Below are 23,592 nucleotides of genomic sequence, written 5' to 3'. Positions count from 1 at the left end.
CTTTACACCTCCCAGGGCAGGCGAATGGTGGCGCTCGCGGTGGCCGCGATACCTTCCTCGCGGCCGGTGAAGCCGAGCCGTTCGCTGGTGGTCGCCTTCACCGCGACGCGAGAGATGTCGACGCCGGAGATCTCGGCGATGCGCGCGCGCATGGTGTCGCGGAGCGGGCCGATCTTCGGCCGCTCACAGATCAGCGTCACCTCGAGATTGGCGACGCGGCCGCCGCGCTGCGCGACGCGATCGATGGCGTATTTCAGGAACTGGTCGGAGGATGCGCCCTTCCACTTCACGTCGCTCGGCGGGAAGTGCGATCCGATGTCGCCATCGGCGAGCGCGCCGAGGATCGCGTCGACCAGCGCATGCAGGCCGACATCGCCGTCTGAATGGGCGAGGAAACCCTTGGTGTGCGGCACGCGCACGCCGCAGATCATGACGTGGTCGCCTTCGCCGAAGGCGTGCACGTCGTAGCCGGTGCCCGTCCGGATGTCGCCGAGCAGGCTGGCCAGGCGCGCTTCCTCGCGCACGAAGTCCTCGGGAGTGGTGAGTTTCATATTGGCAACATCGCCTTCAAAGGTTGCAACCGTCAATCCCGCCCATTCGGCGATCGCCGCGTCATCGGTGAAATCGCTGCGTCTGTCCATCGCCGCGCGACGATGCGCCTCGAGGATGACGTCGAAACGAAAGGATTGCGGCGTCTGCGCGATTCGCAGCCGCGCCCGGTCCGGCGTGTCCTCGACGTTGCCGCCCTCGCCGATGAGCTTGATGGTGTCGGTGACGGCAATGGCGGGGATCGCGGCGCCGGTACGGCTGGCCGCTTCGATCGCGCGCGAAATCAGGCCTTCCGAGACGAAGGGCCGCGCAGCGTCGTGGATCAGGACGATGTCGGGCTTGTGCCTGGCCAGCGCTTCGAGACCGGCGAGCACCGACGCCTGACGAGTCGCGCCACCACCGGTCGGCGGTTCGTGCTTCAATCCCGCGACCGCTGCCGTGAACATGACGCTGTCATCGGGATTCACCACCGGCTGCACCACTGACACGTCGGGATGACGGCTGAAGGCTTCCATGGCACGATAGATCACGGGCTGGCCGCCGATCGAGCGATACTGCTTCGGCCCGCCGGCACCTGCGCGCAGGCCGCGTCCGGCTGCGACGAGGACAACTGCGGTGCGTTGTGATTTCGCCATAGGACTCAAATACTCAGTTCGTGATGAAGAGTCGGGAGTGGGTGATTGCCGGCAAGCCTCTAGCACGGCAGGCCCGCAATAAAAGGGGTTTCCCCGGATTGTGGGAAACAGCATTTTGTTGCACTGCACTTGAAAGATTTACAGAACTGTCTAAACTGTAGGCATGACGCTTGACTGCACAAGAATTGTGCGCAAGATAGGTCATGGCAGACGCGATGAGGCCCTGCCTATTAACGAGATCATTGTGACCGGCTCGGCAAGATCAGGCTCTAAGCCGTTGAAAATAGGCGATATTTATGTCGCCACCCCGGTCTTCCTGGCGCCGATGTCGGGAGTGACTGACTCGCCCGTCCGGCGGCTGACCGCCGAACTGGGGGCTGGTCTGGTCGTCTCCGAAATGACCGCCAGCGACGAACTCGTCAACGGCCGCGCGATGTCGCGTTTGCGCTGCGAAGCGACCGGCGTTGGTGCGCATGTGGTCCAGCTGGCCGGCTGTGAGGCGCACTGGATGGCAGAGGGCGCGCGGATCGCGGAAGCCGAAGGCGCCGACATCATCGACATCAACATGGGTTGTCCGGCCCGTCATGTCACCGGCGGCCAGTCCGGCTCGGCGTTGATGCGCGATCTCGACCATGCCGTCAGCCTGATCGACGCGACCATCGCAGCGGTGAAAGTGCCGGTGACGCTGAAGATGCGGCTCGGCTGGGACGACCGCCGCCGCAACGCGCCGGAACTGGCGCGGCGCGCGGAAGCCGCCGGCGTCAAGCTCGTCACCGTGCACGGCCGCACCCGCTGCCAGTTCTACAAGGGCGAGGCCAATTGGGACGCGATCCGCGTGGTCCGCGAGGCGATCTCCGTTCCGCTCGTCGTCAACGGCGACATCACGTCTTATGAGAAAGCGCTCGCCGCGCTCGATGCTTCTGGCGCCGACGCCGTGATGATCGGCCGCGGCGCGCAAGGCCAGCCCTGGTTGCCCGGCCAGATCGGCCGGCGCCTGAAGGGCGGGGCGGCCGAAGCCGCGCCGTCACTCGAGGCGCAGCTTGGCTATGTCCGCACGCTTTATGAGGGTGTCTGCGCGCTCTACGGCCTGCGCATCGGGCTGCGGCATGCGCGAAAGCATCTCGGCTGGGCGCTCGACGTCGCGGCCGACGCGAGCCGCGCTCCGGCGGAGAAGCTGAAAGCCTGGCGCCATAAGATTCTCACCTCCGAGGATCCGCGCCTCGTTCACCGGTCACTGCAAGATGCCTTCGACGACTTCGCATGGAGCGCTGCTGCATGAGCTCGGCTGCTGAACATCGTCGGCCGCTTCCGTCTGACAGCGAGGCGATCCTGGACGCTCTTCCCAATCCCGTGCTCCTGATTGGGCCGGACGGCAAGATCGTCGCCGCCAATATCGCGACCGAAGCCTTTTTTGAGATATCGACGCAATTCCTGAAGCGGCAGTCGCTGAAGGAGCTGGTGCCATTCGGCAGCCCCTTGCTGGCCCTGATCGATCAGGTGCGTTCGTCGAATTCTCCGGTCAACGAATACAAGGTCGATCTCGGCACACCGCGCATGGGCGGCGACCGCCAGGTCGATCTGCATGTGGCGCCGCTGACCGAGCGGCCGGGCCACATCGTGGTGATGCTCCAGGAGCGCACCATCGCCGACAAGATGGACCGCCAGCTCACCCATCGCAGCGCCGCGCGCTCGGTGATCGCGCTTGCCGCGATGCTGGCGCATGAGATCAAGAATCCGTTGTCCGGCATCCGCGGCGCGGCCCAGCTGCTCGAACAGCAAGCTTCGTCTGAAGATCGCATGCTGACGCGGCTGATCTGTGACGAGGCCGACCGCATCGTGACGCTGGTCGACCGCATGGAGGTGTTCGGCGACGAACGTCCGGTGGTGCGCGGTCCCGTCAACATCCATTCAGTGCTCGATCACGTCAAGCGGCTGGCGCAATCCGGTTTTGCCCGCAACATCCGTTTCGTCGAGGACTACGATCCCTCGCTGCCGCCGGTGCTGGCGAATCAGGATCAGCTGATCCAGGTATTCCTCAATCTCGTCAAGAACGCCGCCGAAGCACTGATCGACGTTCCCGATGGCGAGATCCAGCTCACCACCGCGTTCCGTCCCGGCGTGCGCCTGTCAGTCCCCGGTCAAAAATCCAGGGTATCCCTGCCGCTCGAATTCTGCGTCAAGGACAACGGACCAGGTGTGCCCGACGATCTTCTGTCCAACCTATTCGATCCCTTCGTGACCACCAAGCAGACAGGCAGCGGTCTCGGCCTGGCGCTGGTCGCAAAAATCGTCGGCGATCACGGGGGCATCATCGAATGCGAATCTCAGCCGCGCAAGACCACCTTCCGCGTGCTGATGCCGATGTATTCCACATCGGTGAAACATGCCGATCATAGCAGTCGCGACGGCTCTGCCGGGAAGTCGTCGTCTGCATCACAGGGGGCAAAATGAGGATTAACAATGCCCGCAGGTAGCATTCTCGTTGCAGATGACGACACCGCCATCCGCACGGTTCTCAATCAGGCGCTTTCCCGCGCCGGCTATGAAGTCAGGCTCACCGGCAATGCCGCAACGCTCTGGCGCTGGGTCAGCCAGGGGGAAGGCGATCTGGTCATCACTGACGTGGTAATGCCGGATGAAAATGCCTTCGATCTGCTGCCGCGGATCAAGAAGATGCGGCCGAACTTGCCGGTCATCGTCATGAGCGCGCAAAACACCTTCATGACAGCGATCCGCGCTTCCGAGCGCGGCGCGTACGAATACTTGCCGAAGCCCTTCGACCTGAAGGAGTTGATCGCCATCGTCGGCCGCGCGCTCGCCGAGCCGAAGGAGCGCACCTCGACGCCGGACGAAGACGCCGAGATGGAAGCAATCCCGCTAGTCGGCCGTTCGCCGGCGATGCAGGAAATCTACCGCGTGCTGGCGCGCCTGATGCAGACCGACCTCACCGTGATGATCACGGGCGAGTCCGGCACTGGCAAGGAACTGGTGGCGCGCGCGCTGCACGATTACGGCAAGCGCCGTAACGGTCCGTTCGTTGCGGTCAACATGGCGGCGATCCCGCGTGACCTGATCGAATCCGAGCTGTTCGGCCATGAGCGCGGCGCCTTCACCGGCGCCAACACCCGCGCCTCCGGACGGTTCGAGCAGGCCGAAGGCGGCACGCTGTTCCTCGACGAAATCGGCGACATGCCGATGGAGGCGCAGACACGCCTGCTGCGCGTTCTCCAGCAGGGCGAATACACCACCGTCGGCGGCCGCACCCCGATCAAGACCGACGTGCGCATCGTCGCGGCTTCCAACAAGGATCTGCGCGTCCTGATCCAGCAGGGTCTGTTCCGCGAGGATTTGTTCTTCCGCCTCAACGTCGTGCCGCTGCGGCTGCCGCCGCTGCGCGAACGCATCGAGGACCTGCCGGATCTCATCCGTCACTTCTTCGCACTGGCCGAGAAGGACGGCCTGCCACCGAAGAAGCTCGACTCGCTGGCACTGGAGCGGCTGAAGCAGCATCGCTGGCCGGGCAACGTGCGCGAGCTCGAAAACCTGGCGCGGCGCCTCGCGGCACTCTACCCGCAGGACGTGATCACCGCCTCGGTGATCGACGGCGAACTGGCGCCGCCCTCGGTCAGCCCGGGAGCCGCGGTTCAGCAGGGCGTCGACAATCTCGGCGGCGCGGTGGAGGCGTACCTGTCCTCGCACTTCCAGGGCTTTCCGAACGGCGTGCCGCCGCCCGGGCTCTATCACCGCATCCTCAAGGAGATCGAGGTGCCGCTGCTCACGGCAGCTCTCGCCGCGACCCGCGGCAACCAGATCCGCGCCGCCGACCTGCTCGGCCTCAACCGCAACACGCTGCGGAAGAAGATCCGGGATCTCGATATCCAGGTGTACCGGAGCGGGGGCTAGCTGTCCCGGAAAACGGTGGCTCAGCTCCCCCTACCAAAGCGGAGCTGAGCCTGTCCGGATGCGCTGGCCGTTGTGGCTGACGCGGTGAACCCAAGTCCGGACGGGCCGAAACGTTCCGTGCGAATGGCTCAATCGGCCGCCGGCCTCGAACTCATCGGACAAGCCGGCCTGACGGCGGCGGGACGTAGGCCACGTCCACAGATGGTTGATGCAGGACGGGCCCGTTGACCAGGAGGTCCGCGGCCACGATCAGCAGCAGAACGGCAAAGACCATCATCGCAAGGAAGAACCTCTGCATAAGGAGTAAGCCGTAACGGCGGAAAACCGTTCCCGGTGACCGGTGAACTCCTTGTGGATGCGCCGGTCCGTCGCGATGGAGGTGCCGCGGAATTGTCGCAATTTGGCAACATTGTGGTAGGAATACATCAGTATCCGCCGCTTGCGGATCCCCGTTTTCAGCACCTCATTGCCGGAATGACCAGCGCAGATCCCTCGGCCGCATCCTTTGACACGGCCCCAGCCGAAGAGCCCCGGCGCTGGTCGCTGCGGCGCTGGCTGGCGCCTTTTGCCGTGGCGCTGGCGCTGCTGTCGGCGTTCCTGACCTTCCTGGTCCTGACCGGACTGACGAACATCGAGCCTACGCCGGAGGTCGTTCGGACCTTCTATCTGGTCAATGCGGCCACGATCCTCCTCCTGGTTGGGATCATCGTCCGCGAACTCTGGCAGCTGATCTTGGCGCGACGGCGGGGCAGGGCGGCGGCACGCCTGCATGTCCAGATCGTCAGCCTGTTCTCGATCGTGGCGGTGCTGCCGGCGGTGATGGTCGCGGTCGTTGCCAACGTCACCCTCGAGCGCGGCCTCGACCGGCTGTTCTCCGGACCGACCAAGGAGGTGATCCAGAATTCGCTGACGATCGCGCGGGCCTACATGCAGGATCATGCGCAGCTGATCCGCGGCGACATTCTCGGCATGGCCAACGACATCGCCCATGCCCGGCCGCTCTACGACCAGGATCGCCGGTCGTTTCGCGAAATGTTGGCGGCCAGCGCCAGCTCCCGCAACCTGCCGGGGGCGATGATCATCGACAAGAACACCAACATCCTGGAATCCGCCGACACCGGCATGCGGCTAGCCTATTCGCCGCCTGCACCGGACTTCCTCAGCAACGTCAACGAGTCCGAGCCCGAGATCGCCGTGCTGCCGGACGCCAGCTTCGTCGCCGCGGTGATCCGGCTGCGGGCGTTCAGCGACACTTTCCTCTATGTGGCGCGGCCGCTTGATCCGAACGTCGTCAATCAGCTCAAGCAGACCGAGGTCAGCGTCGCCGAATATGCCCAGATCGAGTCGCGCAGGCTCGGCATCCAGGTTGCCTTTGCGCTGATGTTCGCGGTGATCGCGCTGACCATCCTGATGGCTTCGGTGCTGATCGGCCTGAACTTCGCCAACTCGCTGGTGGCGCCGATCCGGCGGCTGATGAACGCGGCCCACACGGTCTCGACCGGCGACCTCAACGTCAAGGTGCCGGTGCACCAGTCGGAAGGGGACCTCGCGCAGCTGGGTGAGACCTTCAACAAGATGACGCAGGAGTTGCGCAGCCAGCGCGACGAGCTCGTCAATGCCAGCGATCTCATCGACAGCCGACGCCGCTTCATCGAGGCCGTGCTGTCCTCGGCGAGCGCCGGCATCATCGGTGTCGACACGTCGGGCAGCGTCGGAATCCTCAACCGATCCGCCGAGAAGCTGATCGGGCACTCCGAAGCAGAGACGCTCGGCCATCCGCTCTCCGACGTCCTGCCCGAGCTCGACGAGATGATGAAGGCGGCGCGGGAAGGGACCCAGCGCCTTGTGCAGGGCCAGATCACGATCACGCGCGACGGGCAGGAGCGCAATCTGTCGGTCCGTGTCAGCGCCGAGAAGACCAGCCAGCCGCACGACAGCTACATCATCACGCTCGACGACATCACCGACCTCGTCTCGGCACAGCGGACCTCGGCCTGGGGCGACGTGGCGCGCCGCATCGCGCACGAGATCAAGAACCCGCTGACCCCGATCCAGCTCTCGGCCGAGCGCATCCGCCGCAAGTTCGGCAAGTCCATCACCGAGGAGAAGGACAAGCAGATCTTCGAGCAGTGCACCGACACCATCGTGCGCCAGGTCGACGACATCCGGCGCATGGTCGACGAGTTCTCGCGCTTTGCGCGCATGCCGAAGCCGGTGATGGAGGGCGAGGACGTCGCCGACACCGTACGGCAGGCGGTGTTCCTGATGAAGGTCGCCCATCCCGAGATCGATATCGAGGCTGAATTCAAGGAGGATCCGCTGCGCGCCCAGTTCGACCGGCGGCTGATCTCGCAGGCGGTCACCAACATCGTCAAGAACGCCACCGAGGCGATCGAGCAGGTCCCGCCGGAGGAACTCGGCAGGGACAATGGCAAGGGCCGCATCGACGTCGTGGTGTCGCGCCAAGGCGAGGACGTGCTGATCGACGTCATCGACAATGGTATCGGCCTGCCCAAGGTCGCGCGTTCGCGTCTGCTCGAGCCGTATGTCACGACGCGCGCCAAGGGCACGGGCCTCGGGCTTGCAATCGTCGGCCGCGTGCTGGAAGACCATGGCGGCCGCATCGAGTTGAAGGACGCCTCCGACTTCCGCGAAGGCCAGCGCGGCGCCTGGATGCGGATGCGCTTTGCGATCTCCGGCCATCCCGCCAAGGCCGAAGCGGCCGAGCAGGCGCCGGCCGCCGGAGAAATGACCAAGGAAACGACGGAAGCGGTCACGGAGATCGCCAAGGACCCGGAAACAAAACAGACGGCTGCCGGAACCAAAGAGCCGGAAGAAAAGACCAATGATTCAACGAAGATCGAAGCCTCAACAGGCCTCTGACAAGACAGGCGCGACCCATGGCTAGTGAAATTCTGATTGTCGACGATGAGGCCGATATTCGGGATCTCGTTGCGGGCATTCTCGAAGACGAGGGGTTCGTCACGCGGACCGCGCGCGACAGCGACACGGCGCTGGCCGAGATCGCGAACCGCAGGCCGCATCTGGTGTTCCTCGACATCTGGCTCCAGGGCTCCAAGCTCGACGGCTTGCAACTGCTGGAGCAGGTCAAGAAGGACAATGCCGATCTGCCGGTGGTGATGATCTCCGGTCACGGCAACATCGAGACCGCGGTCGCTGCAATCAAGCGCGGCGCCTACGATTTCATTGAGAAGCCGTTCAAGGCCGACCGGCTGATCCTGGTCGCGACGAGGGCGCTGGAGAACTCGCGGCTCAAGCGCGAGGTCAAGGAACTGAAGCAGCTCGCACCGAGCGCAAGCTCGCTCGTCGGCCGCTCGCCCAGCATGAACCAGCTGCGCCAGACCATCGAACGCGCGGCCAAGGCCAACAGCCGCATCCTGATCGTCGGCCCTGCCGGCGCCGGCAAGGAATTAACCGCCCGTACGCTGCATATGGCCTCGGGCCGCGCCGATGGCCCGTTCGTCGTGATCAACGCCGCCGCGATCACGCCCGAGCGCATGGAGCACGAGTTGTTCGGCATCGAGCAGTCCAACGGCGAGCACCCGCGAAAGCCGGGCGCGCTCGAGGAAGCCCATGGCGGCACGTTGTTCATCGACGAGATCGCGGACATGCCGCGTGAGACCCAGAACAAGATCCTGCGCGTGCTGGTCGAGCAGTCGTTCCAGCGTGTCGGCGGCGCCGGCAAGGTCCAGGTCGACGTGCGCATCATCTCGTCCACCGCGCGCAACCTGGAGGAGGAGATCGCGGCGGGTCATTTCCGCGAGGACCTCTACCATCGCCTTTCGGTCGTGCCGATCCGCGTGCCGGCGCTGTCGGAGCGGCGCGAGGACATTCCGGAACTGATCGACTATTTCATGGAGCAGATTTCGGCCGGCAGCGGCCTGCCCAGGCGCCAGATCGGGCAGGATGCGATGGCAGTGCTGCAATCCCATGTCTGGCCGGGCAATGTGCGCCAGCTCCGCAACAATGTTGAGAGAGTCATGATTCTCGCCGCCGGCGGGCCGGAGGTGATCATCACCGCGGACATGCTGCCGCAGGACGTCGGCTCGATGGTGCCGGCGATGCCGACCAGCAACAATGGCGAGCACATCATGGGCCTGCCGCTTCGCGAGGCGCGCGAAGTGTTCGAGCGCGACTATTTGATTGCCCAGATCAGCCGTTTTTCAGGAAATATTTCTCGCACGGCGGAGTTCGTTGGCATGGAACGCTCGGCGTTGCACCGGAAGCTAAAAGCGCTTGGCGTCGGTTGAAGGACGCCACGCTGCAGCCCACAGCTGAGCATTAAGCGGGAAAAATCATCGATTTCCGTAGTTTTTCGGGGCAATACGACGTGGGCTGGCACGTGAAGCAGCTTGCCTAATAACCTGACCTGTCCTCTAATCGTGATGCTGTCCCTCCGAGGGGGATCTCATGAGGAACGGCAACCGGACGAGGCCCCACAATTTGCAAGAGAGGGCCGCAACCGGCGCAATAAAAAGAAACTCAAAGCGAGAAAAAAACAATGGCGGCAGACCGCGCACAAAACCTGCAGGACACCTTCCTTAATCACGTTCGCAAAACCAAGACGCCACTGACGATCTTTCTGGTCAACGGAGTGAAGCTCCAGGGCATCGTGACCTGGTTCGACAATTTCTGTTTGCTGCTTCGGCGTGACGGTCACTCGCAGCTGGTCTACAAGCATGCGATCTCGACCATCATGCCTGGCGCTCCGATCCAGTTGTTCGAAGGTGGCGAGGATCAGCCGGCTTGAGAGTGATCTGATTGGAACCCCGGAATTTCGACGGGGAGGCCGACCGTCCACGGTCGGCCGGGGCTAAGCAGACGAGGCGGGTGCTTGTCATCGGCCCCTATTTGCGGGTGCGCGCGGGCAGTGCCGACACGCAAACGGAGAGTCACGTGCTGCGCGACGCCCAGGCCCGGCTCGACGAAGCCGCCGGCCTTGCGCGCGCCATCGATCTCGTCATCGCGGATGCCATTATCGCGCCGATCAGCCAGATCCGCCCCGCCACCTATATCGGCAAGGGCAAGGTCGAGGAGATCGCGGCGCTTGCCAAGAGCCTCGATGTCGAGCTCGTGGTGATGGATTGCGCGCTTGCGCCGATCCAGCAGCGCAATCTCGAGAAGGAGTTGCAAGCAAAGGTGCTCGACCGCACCGGCCTGATCCTCGAAATCTTCGGCCGCCGCGCCAAGACCAAGGAAGGCTCGCTCCAGGTCGAGCTCGCGCACCTCAACTACCAGCGCTCGCGGCTCGTACGCTCCTGGACCCATCTCGAACGCCAGCGTGGCGGCTTCGGATTCATGGGCGGTCCCGGCGAGACCCAGATCGAAGCCGACCGCCGCCTGATCCAAGAGCGCATCTCCAAACTCGAAGGCGAACTGAAGAAGGTTCAGGCCACACGGCGCCTGCACCGCGCCGGGCGTCAGCGCGTGCCTTATCGCGTCGTGGCGCTGGTTGGCTACACCAATGCCGGCAAGTCGACGCTGTTCAACCGCCTGACGCGCGCCGACGTGCAGGCTGCCGACATGCTGTTCGCAACCCTCGATCCGACCCTGCGCGCGCTCAGCCTGCCGCATGGTGGCAAGGCGATGCTGTCAGACACCGTCGGCTTCATCTCCAATCTGCCGACGCAACTCGTCGCTGCGTTCCGCGCCACGCTGGAGGAGGTGCTAGAGGCCGACGTCATCCTGCATGTTCGCGACATCTCGCATGAGGACGCCGAGGCGCAGCAGAGCGACGTCGATGCGGTGCTGCGCCAGCTCGGTATTAACCCCGACGATTCCGGCCGTATCATCGAGGTCTGGAACAAAATCGATCGTTATGGCGCGGAGCAGCGCGAGGAGCTCCTGAACATCGCCGCGCGCAGGCCGGAGGATCATCCGGCGATGCTGGTCTCCGCCGTGTCAGGCGAGGGGATCGATGCGCTGCTTGCCGCGATCGAGGAGCGGCTCGCCGCCAAACGCACCACGCTCGATCTGTCGATCGATGCCGCCGACGGGGCCGGCATCAGCTGGCTGCATCGCAATGCCGAGGTCCTGGCGAAAGAGCTGCACGACGGCCGCTTCGACATGACGGTGCGGGTGGATGAGACCAAGCGGGATATCGTGGTCAACCGGTTCGACGCCGTGCCGCGCGTGGCGTGATCTCTCCCCACGTCGTCCCGGACAAGCGTAAGCGCAGATCCGGGATCCATTGCCACAAGTGGCAAGAAATTGGCACGCTTGTGGCTCCGACGTACTTCAACGATATGCAGCCGGGGTAATGGATCCTGGCTTTCGCCAGGACGACAACTGAGTTAGCGGGGAGGTTCCGTGCACCCTTCTGACGCCGGCTTCTCGTTCCCCTTCGCCGCGTTCCACAGCGCATCCATCTCCGCCAGCGACGCCTGATCCAGCGTTCGACCCTGCGCCTCCAGCGCCCGTTCGATAAACGCAAAGCGGCGTTCGAATTTCGCGTTGGTCGCGCGCAGCGCGGCTTCCGGATCCGCGTCGACGTGGCGGGCGAGGTTGACCAGCGCGAATATCAGGTCGCCGGTCTCTTCCGCCAGCTCCTGCTTGTCGTTGCGGTCGAGCGCCGCCTCGATCTCGTCGGCTTCCTCGCGGATCTTTTGCAGCACCGCGCGCGGATCGTTCCAGTCGAAGCCGACGCTCGAGGCCTTGCGCTGGAGCTCCATGGCGCGGGTCAGCGCCGGCTGGCCGGCCTTCACGCCCGAAAGCAGCGATTTGTGCGAGGTCTGCTCCGGCGGCCGGCGCGCGGCGCGCTCGGCCTTTTCCTCGGCCTTGATGCGGTCCCAGACTTCCTTGACGTGGGAGGAGGCGAGATTGCCATCCTTGTCGGCGAAGACGTGGGGGTGGCGCCGGATCATCTTGCGGGTGATGGCCTCGACGACGTCGCCGAAGGCGAACGCGTTCTGCTCCTCCGCCATCTGGGCATGGAACACGACCTGGAGCAGCAGATCGCCAAGCTCCTCGCGCAAATCGTCGAGATCGCCGCGGTCGATCGCGTCGACCACTTCATGGGCTTCCTCGATGGTGTAGGGCGCGATCGTCGAAAAGTTCTGCTCGAGGTCCCAGGGGCAGCCGGTCACCGGCGTGCGCAGCGCCGCCATGATCTCGATCAAGCGGGAAATGTCGCGGGAAGGGGTCATTGCGGGGTGGTCTCCTGGGTCTTGAGACTTATGCCAAAAGCGGTCCGCCGTTCCCAGCGCAAGCCGGCGGAACGGACCGATTTCCACCGATTGGCGGGTCAGATTGGCGAGCAGCGTCCGCAGTGCTAAAGCGCGGGGCCATGAGTGACGCATTTTCATCCGAAACCGCGCTGGTGCTGTTTTCCGGCGGCCAGGACTCCACCACCTGCCTCGCCTGGGCCTTGAGCCGCTTCGCGCGCGTGGAAACACTGGGGTTCGACTACGGCCAGCGCCATGCGATCGAGCTCGCTTGCCGTGACAGCCTGTTCGCAGGCGTCAAGACGCTGCGCGCCGATTGGGCGGACAAGCTCGGCGAGAGCCACACGCTGTCGATCCCGACACTGGCCGCGATCTCCGATACGGCGTTGACGCGGGATGTCGCGATCGCGATGGGCGCCGACGGCCTGCCCAACACCTTCGTACCCGGCCGCAATCTGGTGTTCCTGACCTTCGCCGCGGCGCTGGCCTACCGGCGCGGCATCACCCATATCGTCGGCGGCATGTGCGAGACCGATTATTCCGGCTATCCCGATTGCCGCGACGAGACCATCCGGGCCATGCAGACCGCGCTCTCGCTCGGGATGGCGAGACAATTCGAGCTGCACACGCCGTTGATGTGGATCGACAAGGCCGCGACCTGGAAGCTCGCGCATGACCTCGGCGGCGACGGACTGGTCGATCTCATCCGCGAGCGGTCGCACACCTGCTATCTCGGCGAACGCGGCGCCCAGCATGAGTGGGGCTATGGCTGCGGGGAGTGCCCGGCGTGCAGCCTGCGGGCGAAGGGGTGGCGGGAGTATGTGGCGCGGACGTAGTGCGTTTGCCTCCGCTGTTCCTGCCATCTCCGCCGTCATCACCCGCGAAGGCGGGTGATCCAGTATTCCAGAGACGGTGCGAGGATACGGAGAGGCCGCGGCGTACTGGATTCCCCGCCTTCGCGGGGGAATGACAGCGTTGGTTGAGGCGACAGCGCCCACACAACACGGCGCGCACGCGAAAGACTACCTCGCAAAATCTTCCGGCCGCAGCTCGATCGGCTTGCCGTGCGGGGTGCGGTCGGCAGCGTGGTCCCAGGCGTCGCGGTAGCGGTGCAGCGTTTCCGATGAGGCAACGCCCTTACGTGCAACCAGTCCTTCCAGCGTGGCGAGCCAGTGCAGATAATAGGTCTCGCCGGTGTCGGGATCGCCGGCGGCCTGCGCGCGCTTGATCTCGTCGGCGAGAGCCGCGGCCCATTCGGTCCAGGTGAACACGCCGCTCTCGTGCAGCGTCAGCGCCATCGCGAACGCGTGGGCCTCCCAGGGCGCGCGGAACACCGGGCCGTCGTCGTCGCGCGGAATGCTCGGTATGGCCGCCGTCGCAGCGGCGGCAAGTATGCCGCTCATCACGCCAGATCCAGATACGGCTCGAACGCGTCGATCGATATTTTCGAGGTCGGATCACCGTCCGCGCCCCAGAGATCGCGGCCTTCGAACACGACCGTGTAAAGCCATTGCGGATTTTCGCCGAGCTCCATCGCCGCCGAATCCGGAAAGACGTGACAGCCGTGGTTCAGCTCGACCACGCCGACATGGCCGCGCACATAGCGCGGCAGCCGGGTGTGCGTCGCTGGGTGAATGTTCCTGGCGCGCACGCGGTCGCCGATCTTGAATTTGGCGGGCGCCGGGGCAGGCCGCGCGAATTTTCCGCGCACCATTGTGCGCTCGACGTCCTCGACATTTAACTTGCCGTGCTTGAGCGGCTTCGCCGGCTGCACTGCGTGGCCAGCCGCGACGTCCTCCTTGGCGAGGTAACCCTTGGCGAGCAGCATCTCCTCAAGCCCGAGGAACCATTTCTGGTAATAGGAGCTCGACAGATAGACATGCGGCGGCAGCGTCTCGCGATAGAACCGCGAGGTGTCGATGTTGAATGCCCCGGCGGCGCCCATCGCACGCACCATCGCCAGCACGCGTGCTTCCCAGTCGGCGTGGAAGGTCGGCTCGTTGGGCTCGGGCTCGACCTTGCCGAACCCGTCCATGCCGCCCATGTCGTGCACGCCGTTCACGACGGCGCTCCGGGCTTCTTGGGAAAGCCGGTCCCGATCATGGAATCGCGGGTGACGAGCTGGGCGAGCTGCTCCTCGCTCCAGCCTTCGGTGCCTTCGGGCCGCATCGGCAGCACCAAAAAGCGCGTCTCAGCGGTCGAATCCCACACCCGGATTTCCGTATCCTTCGGCACCGTGACGCCGAAATCGGCGAGCACGCCGCGCGGGTCCTTCACCGCGCGCGAGCGGTAGGGCGCGGCTTTGTACCAGACCGGCGGCAGCCCGAGCATTTCCCAGGGGTAGCAGGAGCACAGCGTGCACACGACCATGTTATGCCGCTGCGGCGTGTTCTCGATCACGACGAGATGGTCGCCGACGCGGCTGACATGGCCGAGCGTGCCGATCGCCTTGGAGCCATCCTCCAGCAACGCTGCCTTGAAGGCCGGATCGCTCCAGGCCCTGGCAACGACGCGCGCGCCGTTGTGCGGACCGATCTTGGTCTCATAAGCCTGGATGATGGCATCAAGCGCGGCCGGCTCGACGTAGCCTTTTTCGGTCAGGATCGTCTCGAGCGCGCGCACGCGCAGCTCGGTCTCGGACAGGTCGGAATGATCGTGGTCGTGATGATGATGGTCGCTCATGCGGCGAAGATAGTCCCAGAATCCAGGCGTTGTCGAGGCGAAGACTCTGCTAGCATGGTCACATGGGCTTCGAGGCTGGACGGATCGGATTGGCTGCAGCTTGCGCGGCAATGACGTGGCTTGCCGCTCAAGCGGCGCATGCTGCGAATGGCGCCTATGCGGTCGATGCGGCGGATATTTCCGAGGTCGGCTCGTGCAAGGTCGAAAGCTGGATGTCGGCGGCCACAAACACTGACTTTTCGGCCGTTGCCAACCCGTCCTGCGTCGTCGATCCCTTTAGGCCGATCGAGCTCAGCCTCAACACCAACCGCGCCCGCAGCGATGGTGACTGGAGCACGACGGTTGCTCCCAAGGCCAAAACGAATTTCGTTCCAACGGGGATCGGCAGGTGGGGATTGTCCGCCTATGCCGGCGGCTCCTTCGATGCGGCGACCGGCGAAAACCTGTCCGCCTTTGCCGTCATTCCCGCGACCTTTCGCCTGTCCGAAACCATGCGCGTCAATATCAATGGCGGCTGGCTCTGGGATCGCACGGTCGATCGTCACTACCTGACCTACGGCATCAGCTTCGACTGGAAATTCACCGACACGTTGCAGTGGACGATCGAGGGGTACGGCCAGGCCGGAGCGTCGGAGATCGCAAGCGTGGTGCAGCCGCGATTTCAGAGCGGCGTGCGCTACCGGCCCAACGAGATCTTCTCCATCGATCTGATCTATGGCCGGAACATCACCGGCGCGAATTCCAACTGGATCACGCTCGGAACCACGATCCGCTTTCCGGCGCCCGGTGCGCAACCGGAGCATCGGCGAACGGGCCATCTGTAGCGACAAGACCGGCAAGAACTGGGAGATTGCCTTGGCCGGCTATGACGGCATCAATGCCAAGCCAGCCATTGATCGCGCCCCGGACAGTCCGTATACGCGGCGCTGGGACAAAAAGCGGCCCGTCAACGAGCCGGTCAAACGCCATTGAAATTGAGGGGGAAGGCCCATGACGGCGAGTTCAACCGCGCCTGAGGCGAAAGGGTTCCGCTGGAAGCTGATTGCGCCGCTGGCGGTGTGGCTGGCGATCTTTCTGTGGCCCGTGCCCGCCGGGCTCAATGCCAACCAGTGGCACTATTTTGCCATCTTTGCCGCGGTCATCACCGGGCTCATTCTGGAATCGATGCCGGTCGGCGCGGTCGGCCTGATCGGGCTCACGGTCGCCGGCATCAGTGGCTATATCGACCCCGATCCGACCAAGTCGCTGCGCTGGATGCTGGCGGGCTTTGCCGAAAGCACGGTCTGGCTGATCGTCGGCGCCTTCGTGTTCTCGATCGGCTATCGCAAGAGCCAGCTTGGCCGGCGCATCGCGCTGGTGCTGGTGCAAAAGCTCGGCGGCAACACGCTCGGCCTCGGTTATGCGGTGGCGATGTCGGACTTCCTGCTGGCACCGGCAACACCCTCGAACACCGCGCGCAGCGGCGGCATCGTCTATCCCATCATCAGCAACATTCCGCGCATCTACGGATCCGAGCCCGGACCAACCGCAGGCAGGATCGGCACCTATGTGATGTGGACCGCGTTCGCGTCGACCGCGGTCACCAGCTCGCTGTTCTTTACCGCGCTCGCGCCCAATGCGGCCGCGCTCGCGATCGCCAAGAAGACGGTCGGCGTCGAGGTGAGCTGGGGCCAATGGTTCATGGGCTTTGCGCCATTCGGCTTGCTTCTGATGGTGCTGGTGCCGCTGCTGAGCTACGCGGTGTGCCGGCCGGAGGTGAAGCGCAGCCCCGAAATCTCCGAATGGGCGGGCAAGGAGCTCGGGGTGATGGGGCCGATGTCGCGCAACGAGTGGATCATGCTGGGCCTGATCGCGCTGGCGATGTTCCTGTGGATTGCGGGCTCGAGCCCGGACATCCGTGTACCCGTGCTCGGCTCGAACTTCGTCAATGCCACTACCGTCGTGTTCATCGTGATCTCGCTGATGCTGGTGACCGGAGTGATCGAGTTCGCCGACATCGTCAGCGAGAAGAGCGCCTGGGAGGTGTTCTTCTACTTCACCTCGCTGCTGACGCTGGCCTCGGGCCTGAACGAGATCGGCTTCATCAAGTGGTTCGCTACCGAATACGCAAAGCCGCTCGCCGGGCTCGCTCCGTCGACCGCGATGATCCTCCTGGTCGCGCTGTTCTTCTGGATCCATTATTTCTTCTCGAGCATCACCTCGCACGCCGCAGCCGTGCTGCCGGTGGTGCTTGCGGTCGGGTCGGGCATCCCCGATCTGCCGGTCACGACGCTCGCCATGCTCTGCATGTATTCGCTCGGCCTGATGGGCGTGATCTCGCCCTACGCGACCGGGCCGGCGCCGATGTATTTCGGCAGCGGCTATATCGGGAAGGGGCAGTTCTGGGGCTTTGGCCTGATCTTCGGGCTGCTTTATTTCGGCGGGCTGCTGCTGATCGTGCTGCCGTGGTTGCAGATGGTCCGCTAGCTAGGCCGGACCGTAGGCTCATCTCCCCGGCGGATGAATTTTCTTCGCCGGGGAGGGATTTGGAAAACTTCGTCCAACTCCTCGCAAATATCTGAAATTGCAAGAGAGACCGCATCGGGCGATAGTGCATGCTGCGGTGCAACGTTCCCCTGGAACGGCCTGCCTTGTCGCTTCCTTCCGTCGCTGATGCGACTTGCTTACGTCCGCCACGGCGTGCGAGCAGCGATCCCTGTGAAAGAGATGAACGCACACCAATCAGTCGCGATCGGACGGCCGGTCGAACCTCATGAGGCGATTTCACCCGCCGCCCGGCCGGATGCAATGGTCCGTTTCGCTGGCATCTCAAAAACCTATCCCGCCTATCGCGGCAAGCCCGGCGTCAATGCGCTGCAAGGCATCGACTTCGCGATTCCGCGCGGGTCCATCACCGGCGTGATCGGCCGCTCCGGCGCAGGCAAGTCGAGCCTGGTTCGGCTGATCAACGGGCTGGAGAAGCCAACCACGGGGCGCGTCGTCGTCGACGGCCGTGACATCTCGGCGTTGGCCGGCCGTGAGCTGCGGCTGGCGCAGCGTTCCATCGGCATGATCTTCCAGCATTTCAACCTGCTGTCGTCGCGCACGGCGGCCGACAACGTCGCACTGCCGCTGGAGATCGCCGGCTGGGCCAAAGCCGACATCCGCGCGCGGGTGGCCGAATTGCTCGACCTCGTCGGAATCGCCGACAAGCACGACCGCTATCCGTCGGAACTCTCGGGCGGCCAGAAGCAGCGGGTCGGCATCGCCCGTGCGCTCGCAACGCGGCCGAGCGTGCTGCTGTCGGACGAGGCGACCTCGGCGCTCGACCCGCAGACCACGCGCGCGATCCTCGATCTGCTCGCCAACATCAACCGCGAACTTGGCGTGACCATCGTGCTGATCACGCATGAAATGTCCGTGGTGCGTCAGCTTGCGAAGGAAGTCGTGGTGCTCGACGCCGGCCATGCCGTCGAAAGCGGCCATGTCGCCGATATCTTCACCCATCCCAAGCATCCGATCACGCAATCCTTCCTGGCCGAGGCGATCGGCGACAGCCTGCCGGTGTCGCTGGCGAGCCGTATCGTGCCGGAGCCGGTTGCCGGCGGGCAGGCCGTGATCCGCGTCCAGGTTCGCGGCGCAGGCGCCGGCGACACCCTGGTTGCGCGGCTGGCCCGCGAGCTCGGCCTCGACGTGTCGCTGCTGGCGGCTCGCATCGACGAGATTGGCGGCCAGCATGTGGGGTCGCTGGTTCTTGGAATTCCTCTTGGCATTCCCGGCGGCGAGGGCGCTGCGAGCCGGACCCTCACCTGGCTGTCTCAACATCAATTCTCGGCGGAGTGTCTCGGCCATGTCGCCTGAACTCATCAATCTGATCATCCAGGCCACCGGCGAAAGCCTGTTCATGGTCGGGGTCGCGGCGCTGCTCGGCACCGTCTTCGGCCTGCCGATCGGTGTCTTTCTCGCGACCAGCCGCAAAGGCGAGCTGTTCGCGGCACCCGTCGTCAATGCCGCGCTCGGCATCGTCGTCAATGCGACGCGCTCCACGCCCTTCATCATCTTGGTGGTCGCTATCATCCCGTTCACGCGGCTCGTTGCCGGCACCTCGATCGGATCGACGGCGGCGATCGTGCCGCTGACGATCGCCTCGACGCCGTTCATCGCACGCCTGGTCGAAGGTGCGATCCGCGAGGTCGACGCCGGCCTGATCGAAACCGCGTCCTCATTCGGCGCCTCACCGATTCAGATCGTCTTCAAGGTCCTAATCCCCGAAGCGTTGCCGGGCCTGCTGCTGGCACTGACGCTCGCGGTGGTCAGCCTGCTCGGCTACTCCGCCATGGTCGGCGCCGTCGGGGGCGGGGGGCTCGGCGATCTCGGCATCCGCTACGGCTACCAGCGCTTCATGCCGGAGATGATGCTGGCCGTCGTCGTCGTGCTGATTGCCCTGGTGCAGCTGGTCCAGAGCGCCGGCGACTATCTGGCGCACCGGGTCAATCGCCGGCTCCGGCATCGCTGACAGCACGACCAACACCTGGGAATGCGTCCAACGTTGCGAACGTGCGACGGCTCTTGTCCGTCTAGAGGTATTCCAAATTCAGGACACACTAAGCTCCGATAGAGCGCTCGGCGGTGCGCGATGCGCGTTGCTCGCCGATGGGCGCATTGGTCGCACATGCTGCGCACATGTCTGGAGAAATTCTAACGCCGTTCCTATCGCGCTCCGAAAACGCCTGCGTTAGGGCCGAGGCATCAAAAACGATACCGGCAAAGCCGGCAGAGTGCGGGGCCTCGCAGACGTGACAGACTTGCAATTTCCTTCGCGTTCCGACACGCGACTTCGACCGCTTCAGGTGATTTTATTCGGAGCGGTCGGTGTACTTGCTCTCGGCGCCCCCGTCGGTTCCGCGCAGGCCCAGACGCAGCTTCCCTCCGTCACCGTCGATGCGCCGAGTGAGCGCACCCGTCCGGCGGCGGTTGCTTCGTCGCGACGGAGCGCGACGACACGCACCTCGCGCGCCAACCGCCGTGCTCCAGCGCAACAAGTCGCGCCCAGCGCGACCACAGCCAATTCCGGCACCGGCGAACGCGCCAATGGTCCGGTGCGCGGTTTCGTCGCGACGCGGAGCGGCACCGCCACCAAGACCGATACGCCACTGATCGAAACCCCGCAGTCGGTTTCGGTCGTTACCACCGACCAGGTGCGAAACCAGGGAGCGGTCTCGATCGGCGAGGCCTTGCGCTACACCGCCGGCGTCAGCGGCGACGTCAATGGCGGTTCGGATACGCGCTTCGGCGCCCTTCAGATCCGCGGCTTCGACACGACCATGTCAGGCCTCTACGTCGACGGCTTGCGGATTCCATCCAGCAACTACGTGCACTTCAACGGCCTCGATCCCTATGGTGCCGAGCGCCTCGAGGTTCTCAAGGGGCCGTCATCGGCGATGTACGGCGGCAGCGGCACCGGCGGTATCCTCAACTACGTCACCAAGCTGCCGACCGCGCAGCAGTTCGGCGAAGCCTCGATCTCAGGCGGCAGCTTCAACCGCTATCAGGGCCAGTTCGACATGGGCGGCCCCGCCAACAAGGAAGGAACCGTGCTGTGGCGCCTGACCGGCGTAGTTCGCGACGGCGAGACCCAGGTCGACTTCACCAAGGACAACCGCGTCTTCATCGCGCCCGCCATCACCATCAAGCCGAACGAGGATACGACCATCACGCTCCTGGCCAATTACCAGCGGGACCGGGCAGGGTGGGGCCTACAGTTCCTGCCGGCATCAGGCACGGTGTGGCCGAACAACGGCCGCACCATCCCGGTCTCGTTCTTCGCCGGCGTGCCGAGCTTCGACGCCTTCAACACCGAGATCGCGACCGTCGGCTACCAGCTCGCGCACAACTTCACCGACAACATCACGTTCCGGCAGAACCTGCGCTACGCCTATCAGCACAACGAGGAGAAGGTGTTCTACGGTGCCGGCTATACCAACGAGGCCGCGGGCCAGCTTGCGCGTTTCGGCAGCTATAGCAACTCGTACATCAACTCCTTCGCGGTGGACAATCAGCTGCAAGGCAAGTTCAACACCGGCATTTTCAGCCACACCACGCTGGTCGGGATCGACTATCGCAACACCAGGTTCCGCGACACCGCGTTTGGCGTCACCACCTCGGCCCCTGAAATCAACGTCTTCAACCCGGTCTACGGTTACGACTGGACCATCGGCGCCATGAGCGACAACACCGGTGTCAAGCAATCGCAGCTCGGACTTTATGCGCAGGACCAGATCAGGCTCGGACGGCTGTCGTTCCAGCTCGCCGGCCGCCAGGATTTCGTGACGACGCAGGTCGACAGCGGTGTCTCCAACACGTCCGTCTCGAAGGATGTCTCGGCGTTCACCGGCCGCGCCGCCGTGATGTACAATTTCGACAACGGCATCGCGCCATATTTCAGCTATTCCGAGTCGTTCCTGCCGGTCCTTGCGACCGGCCCGGGCGGCGAGTTGCTTAATCCCGAAACCGGCGTCCAGTACGAGGTCGGCGTCAAGTACCAGCCGCTCGGCTGGAATGCGCTGTTCACGTTGGCCGCCTTCGATCTGACGCGCGACAACGTCGTCGTCTATCTGCCGGCAACCAACGTCGCCGAGCAGATCGGCCAGGTGAAATCGCGCGGCGTCGAGCTCGAAGGTACGATGTCGCTCGCCGACGGCTGGAACCTGCGTGGCGCCTACGCCTATGTCGATGCCATGCTGACGCAGGATCCGGTCAATGTCGGCAAGGCGCCGGTCACCGTGCCGCTCAACCGCGCCTCGCTATGGAGCGACTACACGCTCCAGGGCGGGCCGCTCGCCGGCGTCCAGTTCGGCGGCGGCATCCGCTATGTCGGCGCGACCTGGGGCGATGACGCCAACACGTTCAAGGTGGGATCCGCGACCGTGCTGGATGCGCTGCTGGCCTACACCAGGGACAACTGGCGCTTGTCGCTGAACGTCACCAATCTCGCCGACACGCGCTACGTCGCCGCCTGCTACAGCCTGTCGGGCTGCTACTACGCCGAGGGCCGCAAGGCGATCGGTAAGCTGACCTACCGCTGGTAAGTGCGATGTGAGGATGGTCCGTCAATGGGCAGAGCAATCGCATATGGAAGACAATTCGGCAGACGGCTTTCGCGCGGCACATCCTTCGAGACGCCCGCTATCGGCGGGTTCCTCAGGATGAGGTCGTTCTTCGCGGTCAGATCGCAGCCCCTCATGGTGAGGAGCCTGCCCAAAGCGGGCGTCTCGAACCATGAGTCTGAGTCGGGATTAGGACGATGAGAGCGACATTCGGCAGGTTGCATCGCTGGGCGGGACTGCTCACGGCAGGATTCCTGTTCTTCTCCGGCATCACCGGGGCGATCATCTCCTGGGATCATGAGATCGACGACGTTCTGAACCGGCGCCTGTTCGACGTCACGAGCAATGGCGCGGCGATTCCTTCCATCGAGCTCGCCAGGCTGATCGAGCAGCGCGATCCGAGGGCGCGTGTGGTCTATCTCTTCATGACGCCAGAGCAGGGCGAGTCGCTGTGGTTCTTCGTGATGCCGCGGATCGACCCGGTGACCGGCAAGCGCTACGCGCTCGATTACAACCAGATCTTCCTCGATCCCAACACGGGCGTGGAGCTCGGCCGGCGCTATTGGGGCGCGGTGTGGCCGGTGACGCGGGAGAACTTCGTCTCGTTCCTCTACAAGCTGCACTACACGATGCACATTCCGGAGTTCTGGGGCAGCGACCGCTGGGGCATGCGCGTGCTCGGCGTGATCGCCATCATCTGGACTATTGACTGCTTCGTTGGCTTCTATCTCACGCTGCCGTCCCGGCGCAGGGCTAAGGCGGCGCGGGCGCCTGAGGTCACACGTCAGCTTGATCGCGGTTTCTGGGCGCGCTGGGCGCCGGCCTGGACCATCAAGACAAGCGGCAGCGCCTACCGGATCAATTTCGACATCCACCGCGCTTTCAGCCTCTGGACCTGGGGGCTGCTGTTCGTCATTGCCTTTACGGCGTTCTCGCTAAACCTCTATTTCGAGGTGTTTTCGCCGCTGATGAAGATGGTGTCGAACTACACGCCGACGCCGTATGAGCAGCGGCCGTACCGCGATCTCGACGACCCCATCGAGCCAAAAGTCACCTTTGCCGACATCGCGGCGCGCGCCGCCGCCGACGGCAAGGCGCGCGGGTGGACCACTCCGGTCGGCTCGATCAATTACGGCCCCGCCCATGGCGTCTATGCGGCGGCCTTCTTCCATCCCGGCGACGACCACGGCGCCGGCGGCGTCGGCCCGGCGCAGCTCTACTACGACAGCGAGGACGGGCGCCCGATCGGCGAAAAGCTGCCCTGGGTCGGCACCGCCGCCGATCTCTTCGTGCAGGCGCAATTTCCGCTGCATTCGGGCCGCATCGTCGGGCTGCTCGGCCGCATCCTGATCTCAATCATGGGCCTGGTGGTGGCGGCGCTCTCGGTCACCGGCGTCGTGATCTGGTGGCGCAAGCGCCGCGCGCGTGTCCACGTACGTGAGGGCGCCGCGGTACGCCTGAACCGGCAGCTCACGCCGGCGGGGTAGGGGCCTGGGCCTGCCCGACCTGGATGAACCTTCACGCGGGACAAAGGCACAAAGACTGGAGACGGCC

19 protein-coding genes are annotated in these 23,592 nt (G+C 64.5%); 14 read left to right on the top strand and 5 right to left on the bottom strand.

All coding sequences use genetic code 11. The features are described 5' to 3' along the window. Positions 1-2: 2 nt before the first annotated feature. Complete coding sequence (locus tag IVA82_RS30585) at positions 3-1,184, bottom strand: bifunctional 2-C-methyl-D-erythritol 4-phosphate cytidylyltransferase/2-C-methyl-D-erythritol 2,4-cyclodiphosphate synthase (protein WP_247382267.1); 1,182 nt, start codon at positions 1,182-1,184, stop codon at positions 3-5. A gap of 277 nt (positions 1,185-1,461) precedes the next feature. Between IVA82_RS30585 and dusB the strand changes: the two genes are divergently transcribed. The 7 genes from dusB (at position 1,462) to hflX (ending at position 11,249) form a co-directional block, all read left to right on the top strand. Then, the gene (gene dusB, locus IVA82_RS30580; RefSeq protein WP_247382266.1) at positions 1,462-2,463 is read left to right on the top strand and encodes a tRNA dihydrouridine synthase DusB; all 1,002 of its coding nucleotides are present in this window, start codon (positions 1,462-1,464) and stop codon (positions 2,461-2,463) included. Further along, complete coding sequence (locus tag IVA82_RS30575) at positions 2,460-3,635, top strand: nitrogen regulation protein NR(II) (protein ID WP_247382265.1); 1,176 nt, start codon at positions 2,460-2,462, stop codon at positions 3,633-3,635. Before dusB ends, IVA82_RS30575 begins: the two co-directional genes overlap by 4 nt. Before the next feature lie 9 nt (positions 3,636-3,644). Continuing rightward, positions 3,645-5,087, top strand: a complete 1,443-nt coding sequence (gene ntrC / locus IVA82_RS30570; RefSeq protein ID WP_148738455.1) for a nitrogen regulation protein NR(I) — start codon at positions 3,645-3,647, stop codon at positions 5,085-5,087. A gap of 474 nt (positions 5,088-5,561) precedes the next feature. After that, positions 5,562-7,970, top strand: coding sequence for a PAS domain-containing sensor histidine kinase (locus IVA82_RS30565; protein ID WP_247382259.1), 2,409 nt, complete (start codon positions 5,562-5,564; stop codon positions 7,968-7,970). A gap of 17 nt (positions 7,971-7,987) precedes the next feature. Beyond that, positions 7,988-9,358: a sigma-54 dependent transcriptional regulator gene (locus IVA82_RS30560; protein WP_247382257.1), complete on the top strand. Its 1,371-nt coding sequence runs from the start codon at positions 7,988-7,990 to the stop codon at positions 9,356-9,358. A 251-nt stretch (positions 9,359-9,609) separates the two neighbouring features. Then, on the top strand, positions 9,610-9,858 hold the full coding sequence (gene hfq, locus IVA82_RS30555) for an RNA chaperone Hfq (RefSeq protein ID WP_007591126.1): 249 nt from the start codon (positions 9,610-9,612) through the stop codon (positions 9,856-9,858). Positions 9,859-9,869: 11 nt separating this feature from the next. Beyond that, entirely contained in the window at positions 9,870-11,249 is a 1,380-nt protein-coding gene (hflX, locus tag IVA82_RS30550; RefSeq protein ID WP_247382256.1) for a GTPase HflX, read from the top strand. 152 nt (positions 11,250-11,401) lie between these two features. Here hflX and mazG read toward each other — a convergent pair whose 3' ends face one another. Next, on the bottom strand, positions 11,402-12,253 hold the full coding sequence (gene mazG / locus IVA82_RS30545) for a nucleoside triphosphate pyrophosphohydrolase (RefSeq protein WP_247382254.1): 852 nt from the start codon (positions 12,251-12,253) through the stop codon (positions 11,402-11,404). A gap of 140 nt (positions 12,254-12,393) precedes the next feature. Between mazG and queC the strand changes: the two genes are divergently transcribed. Beyond that, positions 12,394-13,107, top strand: coding sequence for a 7-cyano-7-deazaguanine synthase QueC (gene queC, locus IVA82_RS30540; protein ID WP_247382252.1), 714 nt, complete (start codon positions 12,394-12,396; stop codon positions 13,105-13,107). A gap of 186 nt (positions 13,108-13,293) precedes the next feature. On the opposite strand, the gene IVA82_RS30535 is transcribed toward queC, so the two are convergent. The 3 genes from IVA82_RS30535 to nthA are packed head-to-tail and all read right to left on the bottom strand — an operon-like array spanning position 13,294 to position 14,953. Further along, complete coding sequence (locus tag IVA82_RS30535) at positions 13,294-13,674, bottom strand: nitrile hydratase accessory protein (RefSeq protein ID WP_247382250.1); 381 nt, start codon at positions 13,672-13,674, stop codon at positions 13,294-13,296. Then, complete coding sequence (nthB, locus tag IVA82_RS30530; protein ID WP_247382249.1) at positions 13,674-14,333, bottom strand: nitrile hydratase subunit beta; 660 nt, start codon at positions 14,331-14,333, stop codon at positions 13,674-13,676. Before nthB ends, IVA82_RS30535 begins: the two co-directional genes overlap by 1 nt. Next, a complete protein-coding gene (gene nthA / locus IVA82_RS30525; RefSeq protein ID WP_247382247.1) occupies positions 14,330-14,953 on the bottom strand; it encodes a nitrile hydratase subunit alpha in 624 nt (207 codons plus the stop codon). The genes nthB and nthA overlap by 4 nt, the downstream gene beginning before the upstream one ends. A 62-nt stretch (positions 14,954-15,015) precedes the next feature. On the opposite strand from nthA, the gene IVA82_RS30520 reads away from it, so the two are divergent. The 6 genes from IVA82_RS30520 to fsrB all read left to right on the top strand — a co-directional run bounded on the left by IVA82_RS30520 (position 15,016) and on the right by fsrB (position 23,525). After that, complete coding sequence (locus IVA82_RS30520) at positions 15,016-15,777, top strand: hypothetical protein (RefSeq protein ID WP_247493674.1); 762 nt, start codon at positions 15,016-15,018, stop codon at positions 15,775-15,777. A gap of 166 nt (positions 15,778-15,943) precedes the next feature. After that, the gene (locus IVA82_RS30515) at positions 15,944-17,419 is read left to right on the top strand and encodes a DASS family sodium-coupled anion symporter (RefSeq protein ID WP_148738466.1); all 1,476 of its coding nucleotides are present in this window, start codon (positions 15,944-15,946) and stop codon (positions 17,417-17,419) included. Between the two features lie 321 nt (positions 17,420-17,740). Further along, complete coding sequence (locus IVA82_RS30510; RefSeq protein WP_247493673.1) at positions 17,741-18,793, top strand: methionine ABC transporter ATP-binding protein; 1,053 nt, start codon at positions 17,741-17,743, stop codon at positions 18,791-18,793. Further along, positions 18,783-19,448, top strand: coding sequence for a methionine ABC transporter permease (locus IVA82_RS30505; RefSeq protein ID WP_247382240.1), 666 nt, complete (start codon positions 18,783-18,785; stop codon positions 19,446-19,448). The genes IVA82_RS30510 and IVA82_RS30505 overlap by 11 nt, the downstream gene beginning before the upstream one ends. Positions 19,449-20,031: 583 nt before the next feature. Next, on the top strand, positions 20,032-22,020 hold the full coding sequence (locus IVA82_RS30500; RefSeq protein WP_247382328.1) for a TonB-dependent siderophore receptor: 1,989 nt from the start codon (positions 20,032-20,034) through the stop codon (positions 22,018-22,020). 215 nt (positions 22,021-22,235) lie between these two features. Then, entirely contained in the window at positions 22,236-23,525 is a 1,290-nt protein-coding gene (gene fsrB / locus IVA82_RS30495; RefSeq protein WP_247382238.1) for a siderophore utilization protein FsrB, read from the top strand. Positions 23,526-23,592 lie beyond the last annotated feature (67 nt).

This window comes from Bradyrhizobium sp. 142 (assembly GCF_023074015.1).
Taxonomy (GTDB): Bacteria; Pseudomonadota; Alphaproteobacteria; order Rhizobiales; family Xanthobacteraceae; genus Bradyrhizobium.
The sequence above is the reverse complement of the archived record's forward strand: the minus strand, read 5'-3'. Positions and strand labels throughout refer to the sequence as shown.